Raw genomic sequence first — 18536 nt, 5'->3', positions numbered from 1 at the left:
GAGCCTCCGAACACTATGAGGACAAGTTGTTGACCAATTACTGGGAGGAATTATGATGATGAAAAAGACATGGATTACCTTAAGTGCAGCTGTTTTGGCGATGAGCGTGTTCGCTACATCCGCACTGGGAGCACCGGTGGAAAAGAAGGATGTAAAGAAAGAAGAATTAAAGGTCGTTGTAAAAACGAATGATAACGATCATGTAAAAGTGAAACCCGACAAAGTAGTGAAAGTAACTGTAGACGGAAACGTGTATGATACAGTGACCTCCGTTACATACAACACGTACGGCAAGGGATACAAGGGCCTGCTTAAAGCCTACGTCAATGTGCAAAATAAACCTGCCGGCGCCATCATCGCCGAACTTCTAAAAACGAAGTACGATATCGATGCAGACAAAGTGTTGGCTGAAGCAGCAGCAAAATACGAAACAAGCGGTAAACTGGAAATCGCGATTGATTTGCAGAAAGAAGCTTTGCAAGCAAACCCGGGCGATATGAAAGCTTACAAGAAGCTGGCTCAGCTGAACAAGAAGCTTGGCAAAGCCGCGATTCGCGCTTATGTGAACGGGCTGGAGCCTAAGTTCGACACAACGCCGATGGCTAAGAACGGTAAAGTGCTTGTTCCTTTCCGTGCCATTGCGGAAGCATTGGACGCGAAAGTGATCTGGAACAGCAAAGACAACACGATTCTGGTGTTCAAAGGCACGGTTAAGTTGAAACTGACCGTAAACGGCAAAGTAGCGTATATCAACGGCAAGAAAGTCATGCTGGATGTGCCTGCGCAAGCGGTGAAATCCCGTATCGTTGTACCGATTCGTTTCGTTAGCGAAGGGCTGAACTCCAATGTAACTTGGGATCATGAAGCGCAAAGCGTAATTATTTTGGACAAAAAGTAAAAATCATTTAGGCGGTAAAGCGCGAAGGTCGGGAGAAATCCCGGCCTTTTTATGTTGCGAAGGTTGCTAAGTAGCGTTTCACTATTTAATCTTCCCTTTACAACTCAACCGAATCAGCCGATATAACCATTAAGTATACTATGTCGCAAAGGGTGGATCGCAATTGAATTACAGCATCTGTCAGCAAGTCAAGATTGTCGATATGAACAACGAACCGATTACAGAAACACTTTACGTACACGGCAGCCTGGATACGCCGAACTTCTCCATCGGTTGCTCGGTTATCGTCCCGACACTGGGATTGAAGCAGTTTGAAGTGGTGGAAGACCGCCGGGGGAATGAGAAAAGACGCTTCAAGATCTCGGACATCGAAATTGACATCATGGAGAATCCGGTCATCACGCGCGCGTATTTGGAGCCGATTACTTTAATTGTGGGACAGCATGATATCGGGGAGTTTTAGAGCGGTCCTTCGGGGCTGTTTTTTTTAGTCCAAAATATCCTTAACGCTGAACGCTGTATATACGACACAATTGAGTTATTGAGATATTAAAAACTAAGATAATGAGGTGAAGGTTTATCAAATTCCGATTGCGCGCATTGCAACTGCCTGGGGATTATGAAGAAATCGCGGGGCTGCTGAACCAGATCTGGTCTGAGCCCACCACCGCAGAGAGATTGCTGGAGGAAGATCAGAAGCTTTATGAAGTGGGCCACACTTGGCTTAATGACGAAGGGCTCTTAGTCGGCTACGACCGGGAGCGCCAGGTGGCTGTGGATGAGAACGGAATGTTGGTAGGGTTTGCGCGGTCTTGGCGAGCCCCGTGGACGGAGCCGGGTTATCTGAACAATACTGTGGTGGTGGATCGTGCTGTCCGGCAGAAGGGTGTGGGGCAACTTCTACTTACGCATGTGGTGAAGTGGGCTAATTCGGTTGGGGCCGATTCGCTGCTTGCCGAGGTGTGGGATGACGATGCGGACGCGCTGCGGTTTGCGGAGAAGCGGGGTTTTGCCGTGGAGAGACATATGTTTCAATCGGTGTTGAATCTGGATGTTAGCGAACCCGTTACTCCTATTTCGGCTGTAGATGAAATTCCTGGCATTCGGTGGTTGACGCTGGCGGATGAACTCGGCGAAGAGAGCGAGCGCAAGTTATATCAGTTAAGTGCGGAGACGATGAAGGATATTCCCGGATTTATGGGGAGCGCGCCGGATTTCGCAGAGTGGTGTAAGTGGTACTTGAAGTGTGACGGATTCGCACCGGAACGGGTGTTGATCGCGGCGGACGGAGATCGTTATGTCGGGATGGCCAATCTGGCTTTAAACATGCAAACGAAAGGCATCTACAACGAATATACATGCGTGGATCGGATTACCGGAACCGGGGCATTGCCATGGCATTGAAGGTGAAGGCCATTGAGACTGCAAAGGAGCACAGTGCTGCCTACATCCGTACCGACAATGATTCTCTGAACAAGCCGATGTTGGCTATTAACCGCAAATTGGGGTATGAACCGCTGAGGGGATCCTACCGTGTCGTGGCGAAGGTGGCGTCCGTGTTGCCGGAAGCAAGAATTTGTCCTCTGTGCTCCCAAGATAATAAGTGCGAGGTTGAGTCAGGGGCCGAAAGCTGCTGGTGCATGCGCGAGAAGTTTCCTGAGGAATTGATGGAACAGGTGCCGCCGGATCAGAATGGCAAAGTATGTATTTGCGAAAAGTGCCTTAAATCATTCGTTATGGAAACTTAAATCACATTCTCTTATCTAATGATTGGTGAAAAGAGTTGTCGGGGGCTAATCGCCCCTTCTTACTCCTTTGTGAATCCTGATTTAGGGCCAACTTGCTGCATTTTTTGCAATTAAACTAAGCCTCTTCGGGTCTCTTGATAAGTAACGGAGGCGGTACCAGCCAACCTTTATCCTTAAGTAATCTGAGCGTTTTAGCACCAAGTGCGGTTTTGGCGGCAGCCTGCTTTGCAAACATTGCTGCTATATCTTCACGAATACACATTACCATGGCTTGCGTGCTCGCAACAACACTTGCGGCTGTGTCCGCGGATATCGCTGCGGCGATTTCCTGATCGGCTAACCGGGCACCTACAGGTATATCTTCAAGGTTAGCTGGTGGTCGTTCACCCATGATTGGAGCAGGTGCGATCCCATTCGCATTCAGTACCTCATCCAGTTCTTTAACTTCTTGTTTAGCTTGATCAATGTAGTTCTCAATTAATTTCTTTAGATCCTTATCCCCGGCATGGTTTAAATACGCCTGATAAAAAGAAATCGCGCCTTTAGCTGTTGTGGAAGCCGTCCATACACTGGATACTTCACCGAAGTGCATTGGCTCATCTTTCGGATTACCGCCTAGAATTCCCACGAGTAAGTTACCCCCTTTGTTAATGTGCAATCCATCGTAGGTTGTCCATTCGTTAAACCGCCTATGCAAGTTGGAGTAAACGTTAACCCTCAGTGCAACCCAGCGGTGCTATTTTTTTGGAAACATAATCCACATTTCCTGCGTCTTAAAGCTAGAGGTGAGCGAATGAATACTAAAAAATTAGTCTACTCCGTTGTAGTTTCAATGACTATGACTCTGGTCATATCAGCTTGCACGCAAGAGAAGAAGCCTGAAAAGCCCGTTACCCCTGTTGTCCAAAATTCTGATACGACAAAATCCATAACTGTATTTCAACAAGGCATCCAAACCTATGACGGAACCGAGTACCTGAAAGGCCCGGAAGGAACCGCCACGTTCCGAAAAGCTCTGTTATTGCCATACGGCTTCTACATGCCCGAAGGAATAGAGGAGTATAAATTGAAGGACGGAACAGAATGGGGATCGGAGAATCAGCGCAATCTGTTCTCACTCTTCGAGCAAGGGCAGGTCCCCTATAAGCCTAATGTGCAGAAGGAATCTCTGGCCAAATATAAAGAGTACAAAGGTACGGAAAGCAACAATGGTATCTCCTATGATTATTTTGAATTTACGCACGAGGGCAGAAGCTTGCTCATCCGATTACGCTACCCAGAGCAAGACCAAGAAACGATGCTTCCTGTCTTTCTGGGGATGATGAATTCCATCAGGTTCGTTACAGACAGCGGCAAGGCGCAGACTTCACAGAAACCAGTTCTGGAAGCGGCATGGAAGCTGGGATTTTCTCGATTATATGATCAATGAAGATGAGCAGCACCGTTTTAGCGGGATTCGCGGTATGGAACCTTTCGATCCCGAAACTGGACGGATTAACATTAACGTGGAACACGAAGTGAGCAGGGAAGGGGTCAAGACTCAAGGGATGCTTACCTTTACAGCACTGAAGGACACATCAGGACAGTGGTATCTGGCGAATATCGATTAGCCGGCGGTCTGTTTCACAATGAAAAGAAGTCCGGCCCCAAGCGGGAACCGGACTTTTTAAGGTTACAGGTGAGAGCCGCCGCTGGCATCGATGAGCTGCCCAGTAATCCATCGACTGTCGGGGGAGGCAAGATAACCGGCGATGTCCGCTATATCTTGCGGCTCTCCCCACCTGCCGAAGGCAGAGAAGTCAGCGCCGATCTTTCGGGAATCCGGATCTTGAAGCATGGCGGCATTCATATCGGTGGCAACGAAACCAGGCAGAATAGCGTTCACGGTTATGCCGCGGGGAGCCAATTGTTTAGCCAAGGCCAATGTTAGGGTGTTTATAGCTCCTTTGGTCATACTGTAAGCGGTCACGTCAGGGATGGCGATTCTTGTCACCGCGGACGAAATGTTAATGATCCGGCCTTGTTCGCGCATCCGGGGCAAAGCATGCTGAATGCTGTAGAACGGGCCTTTGACATTAACAGCGAAAATAGCATCAAAGTCCGATTCCTCCGTATTGTCCACCGTGCCGAATAGAGCTATGCCCGCATTGTTCACAAGAAGGTCCACTTCAGTCTTTCCGGTTCGCGACAGCAGTTCAGCATCGAGTGAATCATATAATTGTTTCACGCCCTGTACACGACCCAAGTCCGCTCCGACGGGAAAAGCCGCTCCGCCTCCTTCTTCAATAATACGTACCGTCTTTAGCGCGGCCTCGCGGTTTTTACCGTAATGGACGGCTACTAACGCGCCTTCTTGTGCGAAGCGTTGAGCAATAGCCCGCCCGATTCCGCCGCTTGCTCCCGTAACCAGCGCTACTTTACCTTCCAAGTTCCTCATCATGAACACAGCTCCTCATATTGTCATTTGCTTACAACTCCGTTTTATCATGGATGCACATTTGAAATGTTGCTCTCTCTTTCCCGCTGTTGCCCTGAACAAGTCATCTGTAGATATCTTGCTTTTATAGCTGGTTTGGGTTCATTTAGGTAGAGAGAGAGGGTATGCTATGGAGGAGGTGAGGCGGATGATGGTAAATGGTCAAGCGGAATTAACAGAAGAACAGTGGCAAGCCATTGTACGTAATAATCGGGTGTACGATCATACTTTTATTTATGCGGTGAGGACGACGGGCATTTTTTGCAAACCTTCCTGTAAATCGAGAGTGCCGAACCGGGAAAACGTCCTTTTGTTTCAAAATGCCGTACATGCGGAATCCGCCCAGTTCCGTCCCTGTAAACGATGTAAACCCCAGGGTGTGCTGGGCCCGCTTGAGGAATGGGCAGCTCACATCGAAGCTTACATCAACAAGCATTACATGGAGCCGCTGAATCTTGAATCACTGGCGGATGTCTTCCATGCTAGTCCCTATCATATGATCCGGGTATTCAAGCGCGTAAAGGGACTTACACCGGGTGAATATATTCAACAATTGAGAATAAAGCAGGCTAAAAAGTTGCTCTTATCTACGGAATATACCGTCGCTGAAGTCGGATCTGCGGTAGGGATGACGAATTCGTCTTATTTCATTACCGTGTTCAAAAAGAAAACAGGATTCACCCCCGCAGATTTCCGCAAAAGGAGGTAAACCAAACCATGCAGAACAATTCCCCGCACGAAGCGGTGTTAAAGGTGAATCGGAGGCCTAAAGAGACCCTAGCGGCAGGCCCTCGTCATACCGTTGGGCTGAAATTGGACGGTACGGTGGTTGCTGCGGGTGATAACGGATTTGGCCAATGCGATGTAAGCGGTTGGCTCAATATTGTCGCGGTAGCGGCTGGTAATGTTCATATGGCCACGAACACGGGCAATGCGCATACCGTCGGTCTTAAGTCTGACAGTACGGTGGTGGCAGTGGGTTGGAATAAGCATGGCCAATGTAATGTGAACGACTGGTGCGATATTGTAGCCGTTGCGGCAGGTTGGCGCCGTATCGTTGGGCTGAAATCGGATGGCACGGTGGTTGCTGCGGGCCGAAATCATGAACTTGAATGCGACGTAAGCGGCTGGCGGGATATGGTGGCAATCGCGGTTGGGGACTGGCATACAGTCGGTCTTCAAGGGGACGTAACGGTGAGGGCTGTGGGTAATAATCGATATGGTCAGTGCAAAGTAAGCGGTTGGAGCAATATTGTGGCGGTCGGGGCAGGTTATCTACATACGATAGGTCTTCAATCGGATGGCACGGTGAAGGTTGTGGGTTTCAACAAACATAACCAGTGCGATGTAAGCGGCTGGCATGAAATAGTGGCGATAGCGGTGGGAAGTAATCATACCATTGGTCTAAAAGCGGACGGTACGGTGGAGGCTGCGGGTTGGAATGCATATGGCCAATGTAATGTAGGGGATTGGCGCGATATAGTGGCGATTGCAGCGGGTTGTGCCCATACCGTCGGCCTTAAGTCGGACGGCACCGTGGTTGCTGTGGGGGATAACGAGTTTGGTCAATGCAATGTAAGCGGGTGGGGTGACATCCGGCTGCCGGAATACTTACCATGGCAAGAAGTCTGACCCGCACGGCCATTCCGAACTGTAGAAACCAATAAGGATATTTTTTATCGTTATTTTTATTTTCTGACAAAATAGTGATAAATTTTAACGCTATTTAACGTCATGGGGAGTCAAATAGGCAACTTCTGATGGAAGTCTCCAAAATAGCGTTAAATTTTAACGTTATTAATCAAATAAAATAAGATAGCGTTAAAAATTAACGTTATTTATACGTGCCGCACCGTTTTCCCGGCAGCAACTCCATGGCCACAAAGAACAACCCCGGAAGATGTATGACTTCCGGGGTTGCTTGCGTTCAAAACCTACCGATACTCCCGCGGTACACGGCGCGCGACGCCGGTGGCCATGGCTGCGCGAATAACGCTGTCGCGCATCTTCTTCACAACCTTCGTGTTGAACGGCGAAGGGATGATGTAGAACCGGTCGCGCTCCTCGTCGGAGATGGAGTCGGCAATCGCTTCCGCCGCGGCAAGCTTCATCTCCTCGTTGATCTCGCTTGCGCGGCAATCCAGAGCCGCGCGGAAGATGCCCGGGAAGCACAGCACGTTGTTGATCTGGTTCGGGAAGTCCGAACGGCCCGTGGCCATCACGCCAACGATGTCTTCCACTTCCTGCGGCATAATCTCCGGCGTAGGGTTCGCCATCGCGAACACGATCGGATCCGCAGCCATCGTCGCCACATTCTCGCGCTTCAGGATGCCGCCGGCGGACAAGCCGATGAATACGTCCGCGCCGACCATCGCTTCCTGCAGCGTGCCGCTTTTGCGCCCCGGATTCGTCTTCGACGCGTACCAGTTCCACATCGGATTGTCGTATACCCGGTCCGCCGTAATCATTCCCTCCCGGTCGACCCCGACAATCTCCTTCACGCCAGCGGCAAGCAAAATCTTCGTGCAGGCAATCCCCGCCGCGCCAATACCGCAGACGACGACGCGCACGTCTTTAATCGATTTGCCCACGACCTTCAGCGCGCTGATCAAGCCCGCGTAAAGCACCACCGCGGTTCCGTGCTGATCGTCGTGGAACACCGGGATGTCGAGCTCGTTACGCAACCGCTCTTCGATTTCGAAGCAACGCGGGGAGGAGATATCCTCCAGATTAATGCCGCCGAATCCCGGCGCGATGGCCTTGATGGAGCGGATGATCTCTTCGGTATCCTTCGTGTCCAGGCAGATCGGGAACGCGTCAACATCTGCGAACTGCTTAAACAGCATCGCCTTCCCTTCCATGACAGGCATCGCCGCGTAAGGCCCGATATCGCCGAGGCCCAGCACGGCGGTTCCGTCGGATACGACGGCTACGGTGTTTCTTTTGATCGTAAGGGAGTAAGCCTTGTTCTCATCCTCCTTGATCGCCAGACACACACGCGCCACATCCGGCGTATACACGCGGGACAGATCGTCGCGGTTCTGGATTGGTGTTTTGGACGTGATCGCGATTTTGCCCCCGAGGTGTAACAGGAACGTCCGGTCCGAAATATTAACAAGTTTCACACCCGACAGCTGCGGAATGCTCTCTATAATCTTCTGAATGTGTCCGGATTCGCCAACTGTGATGGTGAGGTCGCGTACGGTGACATTTTTGCTCGTCTGAATAACGTCAATCGCCACAATATCGCCGCCCGCCTGCGAAATGAAATTCGCCACTTCCCCGAACCGGATTTTCTCCGTATCCATCTCCAGACGCAGAATCACACTTTTACCGCCCATAAAACTTTTCATTTCCATTGTTATGTCCTCCTCCGGACTTCAGCTGCTAACTTGTATGTACTGCGCTGATGACTTAATTATAGTAGCTTTTAAACACAATCCCTATATATAATACCAATAATGAGTTAGTATTTCCTAGTCTACGATAAACGAAACGGTGAACGGAGTGGAACGACCGGTGGAATGGAAGAAAGGGTTATACAAAGTCAGCGACTCGGGCGAGCTGCTGGACATCGATTTTATATGCAGAGAGTTGTCGAAATCGTATTGGGCGTCGGATCGGGTTCGCGGCAGTATTGTGGAAAGTGTGCGGAACTCCCTCAGTTTCGGCTTATATGATGTGCTGGGCAAGCAGATCGGTTACGCGCGGGTGGTCACGGACAAGGTGGTGTTTTCGTGGATTTGCGACGTGATTGTGCATGAAGATTACCGCGGACGGGGCTTGGGCAAGTGGCTGATGAGCTGCGTGCTGGACCACCCGGATGTGAAGCAGACGAAACAGCGGCTGGCAACGCGCGACGCGCATGGACTTTATGAGCGATTCGGTTTTGTGACCGATGAGATGATGACCCGGAAGACTTAATTGGCAACTGGGCAAAATAATTCTTAAACCAACTGCAGGGGGACCACCCCCTGCTTTCGTCTATTTATAGGGAAGGGGGAGAGGGCAATCGAAGAGAGCAAGACAATTGAACGGGTGCTGGCGGGAGACCGCGAAGCGTTCCGGGCAATTGTGGATTCGTATCAGGCGCAAGTGTACCGGCTGGTGTACTCGGTGCTGAAGCATCCGAAGGATGCCGAAGACACGGCGCAGGAAGTGTTCGTGAAGCTGTATCTCTCCCTTCCGCAGTACCACGGACAAGGCTTCAAGACGTGGGTGTCCCGATTGGCGGTGAACCACGCCATCGATGTGTCGCGGCGGCGGGCGCGAAGCCGCGAGGAGCTTGTGGAGGCGCCGGGCGAGCTGCGCGAAGCCTTGGCGCAAGGGCCGGCGGCCGCGGCAGCCCGGCGTCCCGCGGCCGCAGCGGTTGCGGCGAGCGCCGCCGTCATGGCGGGCGAACGCCCGGTGGAGCAAGCTTACGCCCTGCGGGAGCGGGCTCGGGACCTGGAACGCCGCATACATGAAATGCCCGAGAATTATCGCGAGGTCATTCAGGCTTACTATATACGCGAGCAGAGCTATCAGGAGATTGCCGCGGAGCAGGGGGTTGAAGTGAAGACGGTAGAGTCGAAGCTCTACCGGGCGCGCAAGTGGATGCGAGAACACTGGAAGGAGGAGGACTTCAGATGACGGAAGAGGCGAGAGTCCCGAAAAAAGGGGTAGACGTGGAAGGTACGGAAGCTGCAAAAGCAGGAGCGCATTACACCGAGTCGGCGTGGCGACAGTATGCGATCGGTTCGTTGACAGATGCTGAACAGCTGCGCATGGAAGATCATCTGTACGATTGCGAGCAATGTTTAGGTGTTTACATGGTTGCGATGGAGGCGGGTGCCGGTGATATTCAGCTAGATGCGAGCGACATGCACCCAGATCCGGGTGACATGCAGGTGAATACGGGTGACGTTCAGGCAAATACAGCCGATATGCAGCCAGTCGGACAGCACGCAGACGCGGTCTCAGCCGCATTTACAGATCAGGTTATGCTTCGGTTGGCGGCCATAGAAACCGAATCCGCACCCGTTGCATTAACGGCGATGCCTAAACCCGATGCTTACAAAGTGGTACGGCGCAGAACCTGGTTCCACTATGCTGTTGCTGCCGCGATTACGTTGTTGCTGATGTCCTCCGGCGTATTCCAGAGCTTGCTGACGCAATCAACCCAGCTTTCAACAAACCTCAACGGCGAAGGATACCGATCCATATCGGATCAGATTATGAACAGAACCGGCAGCGTCTTGGACGAATTGCCGGCTCAAGGATGGATAAAGGGGGATCGCAGATAATGAATACGCGTAAGAATGCTTTTTTGGCATTGATCATGACAGCTATACCGGGTTTAGGACACTTTTATTTGGAACGCAAAATCAGAGCGATCATATATGCCTTCAGCATCATCGGCATACTGGGGTTTTCCTTCTTTCTTATGGTCGCAGGAAGCGAAGAAGCGGGGGAACCCGGAGCAATCCTGGCCGTTATGATCTGGCTGGCCAGCGGCCTGGATATGATTTTCACACTGGTCTCCGGCGGAGCCAGACGTATACCAAGCCAATATGCGGCGGCTGGTGTTCCCGGTTATGGCGAGGTTTCCGCGGGCGGGGAGTTACAGGAGCCCTCTGCATCGTTTAATGGGGCGAGCTTGCAATACCCGCAGCGCACAGGAGCAGATGAGCGATTCTTCACCATCCTGCTGTCTTTTATCCCGGGACTCGGCCATTTCCAATTGGGATTAATGCAGCGAGGGCTTACGCTTTTAATCGGATTCTTCGGCTTAGGCATTATGGTGATTTTCGTATCTGTGCTGACCAACGTGGAAGGATTCTTGGTTTTCTTGGGCGCTCTGCCGGTCATCTGGTTCTATTCCATGTTTGACGCCGTCCAATTATTGCATCGCAAACAACGCGGCGAAGTGCTGGTCGATCGCACCATCTTAGAGGACTTGGATCACCACCGGGAAGCCGGCCGCAAAAGTAAAGTCGTGGCAACCCTGCTGTCGATTTTTCCAGGAGCGGGCCACTTGTACTTAGGATTGCAGCGGCGCGGACTGCAGTTCATGGCATTCTTCCTGTTATCCGTCTACGTGCTGGATCTCCTGCGCCTGTCGCTGTTCCTTTTTCTAATCCCGATCATATGGTTCTATAGTTTTTTTGACGCGCTGCAGCAAGTTTCTCGATATCAGGCCAATGAGCCGCTGAAGGATGTGCCTCTTGTGGAAGGTTTAATGAATCATCAACGCTGGATCGGCATCGGACTGCTGGTGCTGGGCGGTTTCTATTTGCTGGATCATGTGCTGGTGGACCTGCTGGTGCGTATTTTGGACAACAATCAAATCTATGTGTTCTATAATCAATATTTCCAAACCACGCTGGTTTCGCTGCTGCTTATGGCGGGGGGCATTAAACTGCTCTTCGGCGGCAAAAAGAAAGGGGCTGACCCGTCATGAAACAATGGCGTGTAGGCACGTTATCGATGGCGGTTTGCTTGATTTTGGCGGGAATCGTATTGCTCACTTCCCAATGGTCCGGCAAGGAGGCGGCGGATGCGCTTAGTTTGTGGTGGCCGATCATCTTTGTGCTGGTGGGGGCGGAGATGCTGGTGTACTTGGCCGTTTACCGCAAAGAGAACCCGGTCCTTCGCTGGGACGTGTTCAGTATCTTGTTTGTCGGACTGTTCGGCATGATGTGCCTGGGTTTAACGGCGTTAACAACGACCGGGGTGATGGAAGAAATCCGTTACGCCGTAAACGCGGAGGAATCCACAGAAGATGTGCCTGCTCTGAACCAGACGGTACCTGGCGGCGTGGAACGCGTAGTGGTCCGAAGCGAGGCTTACACCCCTTGGCCCGTACAAGTGGAGGCTGCGGAAGGGCGACAAGTGAGCTTGTTCGGCACCTTTCGCGCTGTAAAGAGTGTGGGGCGGGATGTGACGACGCTGCCGGTCGCAGAGCAATTCTACACCGTCACAACCGTAGACAAGACCATGTTTATCACGCTGAAAGATCCGCCGTACCGTCATGGTCTCAACGACCACTCGCAGCATGTGCGGCTTACCATAGTGCTGCCCAAGTCGCTTAAAGTCGAATATTACGCGAACGGGAACCAATATACGCTTGGCACGGGTGTTAAATCGCCTTTGTGGAGTTTTAAAGCATAACGAAGAATTGCCTTCCCTGGAGCAGGGAAGGCAATTTCTATTGGATATTAGATTAAAATATAGTTAGATATGCAATTTGATTTGTTTGTTGATCAACATTCGCTATGACTCTCTGATCATGATAAGTGAAATATTAAAGTTTTTTAAACATTATCTACTTTTTCGAAATCTATGTGCATTTCTCCACTGTTCACTTGATGGTTTACATCTTCGTTATGAGTTTCAGTTGTATTTTCATCAAAAAAAAGAGGAGATAGACTCCTCTTTTCTTAAACTTAAGTTTCCACTTCTTCTTTACACAAAGACCACGTCTTCGCCCATTTGTGAATCTCATCCATAGCAGGCTTCAGCATCCGGCCTTTCTCGGTTAACTCGTATTCAATCCGAACCGGCACTTCAGGATACACATGCCGCACCAGGATTCCTTCAGCTTCCAGCTCCCGGAAACGCTCAATGAGCATCCGGTCACTAATGTTAGGGATCAGTACAGATATATCTTTAAACCGCTTCGGCCCCTCGAGGAGCACTCGGATGATGAGACCCGACCAGCGCTTGCTCAGTATCTGGAAAGCGGATTCAAATTGCGGACACATCTGGAACTTTTCGCACATATCCCGTTCCTCCATTTGAACCATCTCCTTTGCTCCATCATAGCACAGCCTCTGTCGAAAAGTAAGTAACTTCAACTGGAAAGGGCGGTTATTTTGGGCAAAATCATAAATTTATCTAACCAAACCTCCCTGGTTCACAAGGACAACAGGGATATGTACCTATACTGAGAGGGATAAGGAAATGAGTTACGTTCGAATGTTGTCGAATTACGCGGTTAACCGCCGAAATGGAACGTCTTCTGCCGAATAGCGTAACGAATTTCACTTAGGTGCAGTCCAGAAGACACACGAGAGAAATTCATTTCCTTATTACCGACAATATTCATAAAAGTGTCCAAAACAAGGAATATGGCGCACACGTCAGAGTAAATCGTTACCTTCAACGCGGAAAAAGCATGAGCAAAAACCCCCTAATTCACGTAGATGTGATTTAGGGGGTTGAGTGGAGTCGGTTGCGTGCCTAATGGGTCGAGCTCGTTGCGTCGACGGTAACGGCTAAGCTCCGTGCTGACGGATGTGCTCTCGAAAACATGTGCGCCCCGTGCTAACGTTACGTACGCGCTAAAGGCTACGCTCGGCGCTAAGGTTACGCTCCGCGTTTAGCGGCCACGGCCGCCTTTGCCGCCGCGCCCGCCTGAGCTACCGCCGCGCGGGCCCGCGCCCGGCTTGCCGCCGCCGCTGCGGCCGGCGAAGCCGCCCTTGCCCTTGGCGCCGCCGAAGCTCGCGCCGCCGCCTTTGCCGCCGCGCGCCGCCGCGTAGCTGCCGCCGCCCTGGCTGCGCTCGCTGCCGGCCGTGCGTGCGCCTTCGCGCGCCTTCGCGCTGCCGAAGCCGCTGCTCGGCCCGCCGCCGCTGCGCTCACCGCGCGCGCCGCCGGCGCCTTCAGCGCGGCCGCTCGGGCCGCCCAGGCCGCTGCGCGCGGCGCGCTCGTTCTGGCGGCCGACGTAGCCGCCTTGGCCCTCGCGCTGCTCGCCGCGTCCACGCCCGCCGCCCGCGCTGGCGAAGCTGCCGCGCTCATCGCGCTCGCTGCCCGAGCGCCCGGCGAAGCCGCCGCTCTTGGCGCGGTCGCCGCCCCGTGCGCTGCCGGCGCCTTCGCTGCGGCCAAAGCCGCCGCGCTCGCCCGCGCCCGCGCGTCCGCCCGTAGCGCCGCCGAAGCCGCCGCGCTTACCGGCGCCGGCGCCCTTGCCGCCGCGGCCCGCGCTCGCGTTGCTGTTGCGCCCCGCATTGCTGCGCCCGCGCCCGCCGTCACGCGCGCTTCCGCGTCCGCCGCTGCGCGCACTGCCGCGCCCGCTGTCGCTTATGTCCGCGCGGTCCATGTCGCGCGAGTTCACGTTCTGCCGCGCGCCGCCGATCTTGCGCAGCTTGCCGTCCGTGCCTTTCTCAATCTTGATCAGCTCTTGACGGTCATGCGGCGTTGCGAACGTGACCGCAACACCGCGTTGTCCCGCGCGTCCCGTACGGCCGATTCGGTGGATGTAGCCTTCCGCATCGGGCGGCACATCGTAGTTGTACACGTGCGTGATGCCTTCGATGTCCAGTCCGCGCGCGGCGATATCGGTCGCTACGAGGAACTGAAGCTTCGCTTCGCGGAATTTCTTCAGTACCGCTTCGCGCTTCGCTTGGGACAAGTCTCCGTGGAGCTCGTCCGCCATGAAGCCCTGGTCAATCAAAGCTTCATTTAATGCCGCCGCCCGCCGCTTCGTCCTGCAGAAAATAATCCCCAAAAACGGAGGATCCTCCTGCATATATTTAATCAATGCGTCTTGTTTGCCGCGGTCCGTCGTTTCAATGACGATCTGTTCGATCTCATCCAGTGTCACCTTGCGTCCGGCAACGCGCACTTCTTCCGGATGCTTCAGGTAGCTGGAAGCCAAGTGACGAATTTGTGCGGGCATCGTAGCGGAGAACAGCATCGTTTGCCGGCGTCCCGACGATTGCGAAATAATTTCTTCCACTTCAGCCAGGAATCCCATATGTAGCATTTGATCCGCTTCATCTAATACCAGCATGCGAAGGTGACCGAATTCAACCGTTCCTCTGCGCAAGTGATCCAACAAACGGCCCGGTGTACCCACGACAATGTGAATGTCGCCTTTAAGTCGATGGACCTGACGTTCCACATCTTGTCCGCCGTAAGCCGCCAGTACTTTAGCGCCGACCACGGGGGCAAGCTTCTTCAGTTCGTTCGTGATTTGCAGAGCCAGCTCCCGCGTTGGTGTAATAATTAGCCCTTGCACGTGGGAAGACTTAGTATTGATCTTCTCCAGCATCGGAAGGACGAAGGCTAATGTCTTGCCTGTGCCCGTCTGTGCTTGAGCGATGAGATCCCGGTCTTTCAGCAACAGGGGAATGGATTGCGATTGTACCGGTGTAGGCTCGGAAACGCCGCTTGATTTCAAAGCTTCAACAAGCTCAGGGCGTATGCCGAGCGCGGAGAAAGCACTTTTGCCGCCGCCCGCCGCCGGTTTTCCGCCTTGTTCTGACGTGTCTTCCGCAGATGTATGTCCGTTCGTTATATCCATGAATAATAGCTCCTTTTAAGATGCGATAATCGTAGTGTTCCACATTTTGTGAAAATCAAACTCTCCGTAGTATACCACAGATCAATTTCGTATGCGGTTCGGGGTCAATATCTTCGGTTGTGGAAAACATCCGTCACCCGTAAAATATTGTACATTGTACTCAATTCAGCGTGTACCAACTTACAGAATGGAAGATGAACTATGAATCTAGATTCAACCAGCGCGGCGATCCATCCGGACAAAACCAAGATGGCCACCGTCGGCACCAACATGCGCAACATCGGCTATGTGCGGGAATTTCGTAAAGTGTCGGATTATGTATATCGGTTTGACTGCCTGAATGCGAATGTGGCGGTTTCTTTTGTCAGCGATGATATTGTGCGGATTAAGTTGTTTTTTGTAGCGGAATTCAGCCTGGATACAACCGTGGGAGTGCTGCCGCAACGGACGTCCCCTCAGGAATTGACTGTGCATGAAACGGATGCGGCGATTACGCTTCGCACAAGTACGATGCAAGTTGTCATCACGAAGGACAATTTCACCCTGCAGGCGGAAGACTTGGACGGCAACCCATTTTACACACAAAACAACGTCATCTGGGACAACAAAGGCGGCGTGACGACCTTTAACCATATGGACAGCGCGGCGCATTTTTACGGCTTGGGGGAGAAGACCAGCTTCCTCGATAAGCGCGGTGAGCGTTATGAGATGTGGAATACGGATGTTTTTGCCCCGCATGTGCCGGAAATTGAAGCATTGTACGAGTCGATTCCGTTCCTGATTCATTTCAAAAACGGCAGTGCCTACGGTCTGTTCCTCGATAATCCGGGCAAGACGACGTTCGATATGCGGACGATGACAGACTATTACACGGTTCAAAACAGCACCGGCGAAATGGATTACTACATTATTAAAGGGCCTGTGCTCAAGGACGTAGTGAAGCGTTACACCGATTTGACGGGCCGCATGACGGTTCCGCCGAAATGGTCGATCGGGTATCACCAATCCCGTTACAGCTATATGAGTCAGGAAGAAGTGCTGGAGCTGGCGCGCTCATTCCGGGACAAAAACATTCCATGCGACGTCATCTACCTCGACATTCACTATATGGACGAGTACCGGGTGTTCACGTTCGACAAGACGCGGTTCCCGAATCCGATGGAGATGATGAAGGAGCTGCGGGCGATGGGCATGCGGATTGTGCCGATCGTCGATCCGGGCGTGAAGCAGGACCCGCGTTATGAGATATATAAGGAAGGCGTGCTGAACGATTTCTTTTGCAAAAAGATCGAAGGCGACCTCTTCATCGGACCCGTATGGCCGGGCGACTCGGCGTTCCCTGACTTTACGGAGGACGAAGTCGGCCGTTGGTGGGCGGACAAGCACCGGTTCTACACGGACATGGGCATCCAGGGTGTATGGAATGATATGAATGAGCCTGCGGTATTTAACGAATCCAAGACGATGGACTTGGACGTCATTCACCGTAACAACGGGAACATGAAGACGCATGAGGAGCTTCATAACCTGTACGGAATGCTGATGTCCAAAGCGACTTATGAAGGATTGCGCGAGCAGTTGAACGGGGAGCGTCCTTTTGTACTTACACGGGCAGGGTACTCTGGAATTCAGCGTTATGCGGCCGTATGGACGGGGGATAACCGTTCGTTCTGGGAGCATATGGCGATGGCGATGCCGATGTGTCTGAATCTGGGACTATCCGGAATTCCGTTCACAGGGCCGGATATCGGCGGGTTTGCGCATCACACGACGGGAGATCTGTTGGTGCGTTGGACGCAAATGGGCGTATTCTTCCCTTACTGCCGGAACCATTCTGTATTGGATTCGGTGCGTCAGGAGCCTTGGTCGTTCGGGCCGGAAGTGGAGAACATTGTGCGCGAGTACGTGAACCTGCGTTACCGTCTGATGCCGCATCTGTACAACTTGTTCTTTGAAGCTTCGGTGACGGGTATGCCGGTGATGCGTCCGTTTGTGCTGGAGTATCCGAATGATCCGAATGTGTTGAATCTGTGCGATCAGTTCCTGTTCGGCAGCGATATGATTATTGCGCCGATCATCCGGCCGGATACGGCTCACCGGTCCGTGTATTTGCCGGAGGGCGTGTGGCATGACTATTGGACGGGTCGTCTTTATGAGGGCGGTCAGCATATTTTGGCGCATGCGCCGTTGCATGTGATGCCGATGTATGTGAAGGCGGGATCCCTGATGCCGGAGCAAAGCCAGACGCATTATGCGGAAGAAGCCACAGACGGCGTGTTGCGGTTGAACGTGTACGGTGTTGGCGGCGACGGTTCTTACGGCTATGAACTGTACGAGGATGACGGAGCGACGTTTGCCTACGAGCAGGGCAAGTACAACGTGGTAAGCATTGGCGTGGAAGAGAGTGCTGCGGGTGCGGTATTGTCTTACGAGTATGCGCACAAGGGTTACGAGTCCGAGCATAGCGGCTGGCTGGTGAACTTCAAGTTTGCGGCGTTTGAGCCGTCGGATGTGGCGGGCTTGAACCGGGTTGGCGCGGAAGGCATTGTACATGCCGAATCCGGCTGGGCCTATGACGCGGATAAGCGCGAGTTGCTGGTGAAATTTGCTCCGTCTTCGGCGGGCGGCACAATCACCATTTCATAATAAAAGAGGGCTATCCCGTTGACTCAGCAGAGTTAACACGGATAGCCCTTATTTTGTCGCAAGCCTGACCACCAACCTATCTCCCCAACCTCCAAACCCCCCGATATCCCGTTGCCTCAGCAATTCCAAATTCCCGAAATCCTATTAAATTCAGTTAGGTTTTTTGGACTACCTGATAAATTATTTTAGCTGAGTCGAAGGGATAACCCCCTTTTTGGACATGTAGACATACAGCATCCACCAAGCAAGCCCACCACATTATTCATCATCCACCCGACTGCCCACCACATTCAAGCTGAATCAAAGGGATAACGCCCATTTGAGACGCGCAGACATACAGCAATCGTCATCAATCCGGCAAAAATAATCGAGCTGAGTCAAAGGGATATCGCCCAATTTGGACATTTAGACATATATCATCCATCAGAGCAACCAGATCATCCGGCCCATCAACCTGCTGACTCAAAGGGATAACGCCCTTTTGGC

The 18536-nt window shown here is 52.4% G+C and carries 19 protein-coding genes; 14 read left to right on the top strand and 5 right to left on the bottom strand.

Annotation, left to right across the window (positions count from 1 at the left end; all coding sequences use genetic code 11):
• The first annotated feature begins 55 nt into the window (after positions 1 to 55).
• The 4 genes from SY83_RS03765 to SY83_RS22575 all read left to right on the top strand — a co-directional run bounded on the left by SY83_RS03765 (position 56) and on the right by SY83_RS22575 (position 2646).
• A complete protein-coding gene (locus SY83_RS03765) occupies positions 56 to 898 on the top strand; it encodes a copper amine oxidase N-terminal domain-containing protein (protein WP_068604373.1) in 843 nt (280 codons plus the stop codon).
• Between the two features lie 163 nt (positions 899 to 1061).
• Positions 1062 to 1361, top strand: coding sequence for a hypothetical protein (locus SY83_RS03760; RefSeq protein ID WP_068604371.1), 300 nt, complete (start codon positions 1062 to 1064; stop codon positions 1359 to 1361).
• Between the two features lie 128 nt (positions 1362 to 1489).
• On the top strand, positions 1490 to 2302 hold the full coding sequence (locus SY83_RS03755) for a GNAT family N-acetyltransferase (protein ID WP_068604369.1): 813 nt from the start codon (positions 1490 to 1492) through the stop codon (positions 2300 to 2302).
• Positions 2293 to 2646: a cysteine-rich CWC family protein gene (locus SY83_RS22575; protein ID WP_231891368.1), complete on the top strand. Its 354-nt coding sequence runs from the start codon at positions 2293 to 2295 to the stop codon at positions 2644 to 2646. The genes SY83_RS03755 and SY83_RS22575 overlap by 10 nt, the downstream gene beginning before the upstream one ends.
• Before the next feature lie 115 nt (positions 2647 to 2761).
• Here the strand turns inward: SY83_RS22575 and SY83_RS03745 are convergent, their stop codons facing one another.
• Positions 2762 to 3274 (bottom strand): DUF3231 family protein, encoded by a 513-nt coding sequence (locus SY83_RS03745; protein ID WP_068604367.1) that lies wholly within the window; start codon positions 3272 to 3274, stop codon positions 2762 to 2764.
• A 165-nt stretch (positions 3275 to 3439) separates the two neighbouring features.
• On the opposite strand from SY83_RS03745, the gene SY83_RS03740 reads away from it, so the two are divergent.
• Together SY83_RS03740 and SY83_RS03735 are read left to right on the top strand one after the other, a co-directional pair.
• Positions 3440 to 4075 (top strand): hypothetical protein, encoded by a 636-nt coding sequence (locus tag SY83_RS03740; RefSeq protein WP_068604364.1) that lies wholly within the window; start codon positions 3440 to 3442, stop codon positions 4073 to 4075.
• Positions 4065 to 4256 carry a hypothetical protein gene (locus SY83_RS03735; RefSeq protein ID WP_068604363.1) on the top strand — a complete coding sequence of 64 codons (192 nt, stop codon included), beginning with the start codon at positions 4065 to 4067 and terminating at the stop codon, positions 4254 to 4256. Before SY83_RS03740 ends, SY83_RS03735 begins: the two co-directional genes overlap by 11 nt.
• A gap of 62 nt (positions 4257 to 4318) precedes the next feature.
• Here the strand turns inward: SY83_RS03735 and SY83_RS03730 are convergent, their stop codons facing one another.
• Positions 4319 to 5083 (bottom strand): SDR family oxidoreductase, encoded by a 765-nt coding sequence (locus SY83_RS03730; RefSeq protein ID WP_068610861.1) that lies wholly within the window; start codon positions 5081 to 5083, stop codon positions 4319 to 4321.
• A 190-nt stretch (positions 5084 to 5273) separates the two neighbouring features.
• On the opposite strand from SY83_RS03730, the gene SY83_RS03725 reads away from it, so the two are divergent.
• On the top strand, positions 5274 to 5831 hold the full coding sequence (locus SY83_RS03725; RefSeq protein ID WP_197480029.1) for a bifunctional transcriptional activator/DNA repair enzyme AdaA: 558 nt from the start codon (positions 5274 to 5276) through the stop codon (positions 5829 to 5831).
• Positions 5832 to 5839: 8 nt separating this feature from the next.
• Positions 5840 to 6754 carry an RCC1 domain-containing protein gene (locus SY83_RS03720; protein ID WP_068604359.1) on the top strand — a complete coding sequence of 305 codons (915 nt, stop codon included), beginning with the start codon at positions 5840 to 5842 and terminating at the stop codon, positions 6752 to 6754.
• A 302-nt stretch (positions 6755 to 7056) separates the two neighbouring features.
• On the opposite strand, the gene SY83_RS03715 is transcribed toward SY83_RS03720, so the two are convergent.
• Positions 7057 to 8475, bottom strand: a complete 1419-nt coding sequence (locus tag SY83_RS03715; RefSeq protein WP_197480028.1) for an NAD-dependent malic enzyme — start codon at positions 8473 to 8475, stop codon at positions 7057 to 7059.
• 166 nt (positions 8476 to 8641) lie between these two features.
• Here SY83_RS03715 and SY83_RS03710 point away from each other — a divergent pair, with 166 nt between their 5' ends.
• The 5 genes from SY83_RS03710 (at position 8642) to SY83_RS03690 (ending at position 12274) form a co-directional block, all read left to right on the top strand.
• Positions 8642 to 9046, top strand: a complete 405-nt coding sequence (locus SY83_RS03710; RefSeq protein ID WP_082882297.1) for a GNAT family N-acetyltransferase — start codon at positions 8642 to 8644, stop codon at positions 9044 to 9046.
• A 114-nt stretch (positions 9047 to 9160) separates the two neighbouring features.
• Positions 9161 to 9754: an RNA polymerase sigma factor gene (locus SY83_RS03705; protein ID WP_231891367.1), complete on the top strand. Its 594-nt coding sequence runs from the start codon at positions 9161 to 9163 to the stop codon at positions 9752 to 9754.
• Entirely contained in the window at positions 9751 to 10407 is a 657-nt protein-coding gene (locus tag SY83_RS03700) for a hypothetical protein (RefSeq protein ID WP_068604352.1), read from the top strand. The genes SY83_RS03705 and SY83_RS03700 overlap by 4 nt, the downstream gene beginning before the upstream one ends.
• Positions 10407 to 11564, top strand: coding sequence for a hypothetical protein (locus SY83_RS03695; RefSeq protein ID WP_068604350.1), 1158 nt, complete (start codon positions 10407 to 10409; stop codon positions 11562 to 11564). The genes SY83_RS03700 and SY83_RS03695 overlap by 1 nt, the downstream gene beginning before the upstream one ends.
• Entirely contained in the window at positions 11561 to 12274 is a 714-nt protein-coding gene (locus tag SY83_RS03690) for a hypothetical protein (protein WP_068604348.1), read from the top strand. The genes SY83_RS03695 and SY83_RS03690 overlap by 4 nt, the downstream gene beginning before the upstream one ends.
• A gap of 275 nt (positions 12275 to 12549) precedes the next feature.
• On the opposite strand, the gene SY83_RS03685 is transcribed toward SY83_RS03690, so the two are convergent.
• Both SY83_RS03685 and SY83_RS03680 read right to left on the bottom strand, forming a co-directional pair.
• Positions 12550 to 12885, bottom strand: coding sequence for a winged helix-turn-helix transcriptional regulator (locus tag SY83_RS03685; RefSeq protein WP_068610859.1), 336 nt, complete (start codon positions 12883 to 12885; stop codon positions 12550 to 12552).
• Positions 12886 to 13484: 599 nt separating this feature from the next.
• Positions 13485 to 15404: a DEAD/DEAH box helicase gene (locus SY83_RS03680; protein ID WP_082882295.1), complete on the bottom strand. Its 1920-nt coding sequence runs from the start codon at positions 15402 to 15404 to the stop codon at positions 13485 to 13487.
• Between the two features lie 201 nt (positions 15405 to 15605).
• On the opposite strand from SY83_RS03680, the gene SY83_RS03675 reads away from it, so the two are divergent.
• On the top strand, positions 15606 to 18050 hold the full coding sequence (locus SY83_RS03675) for a glycoside hydrolase family 31 protein (protein ID WP_068604347.1): 2445 nt from the start codon (positions 15606 to 15608) through the stop codon (positions 18048 to 18050).
• Positions 18051 to 18536 lie beyond the last annotated feature (486 nt).

Source organism: Paenibacillus swuensis, assembly GCF_001644605.1.
GTDB lineage: Bacteria > Bacillota > Bacilli > Paenibacillales > DY6 > Paenibacillus_N > Paenibacillus_N swuensis.
Note: the sequence above shows the minus strand (reverse complement) of the source record. Positions and strands in the feature narration are given on the sequence as shown.

Coding starts and splice junctions, on each gene's coding strand:
- SY83_RS03695 (WP_068604350.1), top strand. CDS start 10,407: ATGAATACGCGTAAGAATGCTTTTTTGGCATTGATCATGACAGCTATA.
- SY83_RS03735 (WP_068604363.1), top strand. CDS start 4,065: ATGATCAATGAAGATGAGCAGCACCGTTTTAGCGGGATTCGCGGTATG.
- SY83_RS03720 (WP_068604359.1), top strand. CDS start 5,840: ATGCAGAACAATTCCCCGCACGAAGCGGTGTTAAAGGTGAATCGGAGG.
- SY83_RS03715 (WP_197480028.1), bottom strand. CDS start 8,475: ATGAAAAGTTTTATGGGCGGTAAAAGTGTGATTCTGCGTCTGGAGATG.
- SY83_RS03725 (WP_197480029.1), top strand. CDS start 5,274: ATGGTAAATGGTCAAGCGGAATTAACAGAAGAACAGTGGCAAGCCATT.
- SY83_RS03765 (WP_068604373.1), top strand. CDS start 56: ATGATGAAAAAGACATGGATTACCTTAAGTGCAGCTGTTTTGGCGATG.
- SY83_RS03680 (WP_082882295.1), bottom strand. CDS start 15,404: ATGGATATAACGAACGGACATACATCTGCGGAAGACACGTCAGAACAA.
- SY83_RS03700 (WP_068604352.1), top strand. CDS start 9,751: ATGACGGAAGAGGCGAGAGTCCCGAAAAAAGGGGTAGACGTGGAAGGT.
- SY83_RS03690 (WP_068604348.1), top strand. CDS start 11,561: ATGAAACAATGGCGTGTAGGCACGTTATCGATGGCGGTTTGCTTGATT.
- SY83_RS03730 (WP_068610861.1), bottom strand. CDS start 5,083: ATGAGGAACTTGGAAGGTAAAGTAGCGCTGGTTACGGGAGCAAGCGGC.
- SY83_RS03675 (WP_068604347.1), top strand. CDS start 15,606: ATGAATCTAGATTCAACCAGCGCGGCGATCCATCCGGACAAAACCAAG.
- SY83_RS03685 (WP_068610859.1), bottom strand. CDS start 12,885: ATGTGCGAAAAGTTCCAGATGTGTCCGCAATTTGAATCCGCTTTCCAG.
- SY83_RS22575 (WP_231891368.1), top strand. CDS start 2,293: ATGGCATTGAAGGTGAAGGCCATTGAGACTGCAAAGGAGCACAGTGCT.
- SY83_RS03740 (WP_068604364.1), top strand. CDS start 3,440: ATGAATACTAAAAAATTAGTCTACTCCGTTGTAGTTTCAATGACTATG.